Origin of the sequence: Mesorhizobium sp. M6A.T.Ce.TU.002.03.1.1 (assembly GCF_003997275.1) — a bacterium.
Classification (GTDB): domain Bacteria; phylum Pseudomonadota; class Alphaproteobacteria; order Rhizobiales; family Rhizobiaceae; genus Mesorhizobium; species Mesorhizobium mediterraneum.
Window position 1 is genome coordinate 1 of the sequence record NZ_RZTI01000311.1, and the last position, 546, is coordinate 546.

At 68.5% G+C, this 546-nt stretch carries 1 pseudogene; it reads left to right on the plus strand.

Going from position 1 to position 546, the window contains the following annotated elements:
• A pseudogene (locus EOC93_RS33700) lies at positions 1 to 546 on the plus strand (hypothetical protein); the annotation flags it as partial.

The following is a 546-nucleotide window of genomic DNA, read 5'->3' on the forward strand; positions in this document are numbered from 1 at the left end:
GATCGGCGGCATCGGCGGCGCAGGCAGTCGCGGCGCCAACGTGACGGTCGACAATCATGGCCTGATCCAGACCACCGGCTATCTGTCGCACGGCATCTTCGCCCAGTCGGTCGGCGGCGGCGGCGGCGCGTCGGGCGCCGCGGCCAGCGCCTCGACAGCCTACATGTCGATCGGCGGCGCGGTTTCGCTGCCGAGCGGCGACGGCGCTAATGGCGGCCATGTCATCGTCAACAATGACGGCGTCATCGAAACCACTAAGGACGGCGCGATCGGCATCTTCGCGCAGTCGATCGGGGGCGGCGGCGGCTATGGCGGCACAGTGTCGGCAGACACGGCCGGAGACAACTCGATTGCGCTGCAACTTGGCGGCTTCGGCGGCAATGGCGGCAATGGCGGCGAGGTGGACGTCACCATCTCAGGTGCGATCATCACCCATGGTGAGCGCGCGCATGGTGTCGTCGCGCAATCGGTCGGTGGCGGTGGCGGCTATGGTGGCGACGCCAAGGGCAAGAGCTCGAATGCGCTCGCCATTGGCGGGCTCGGCGG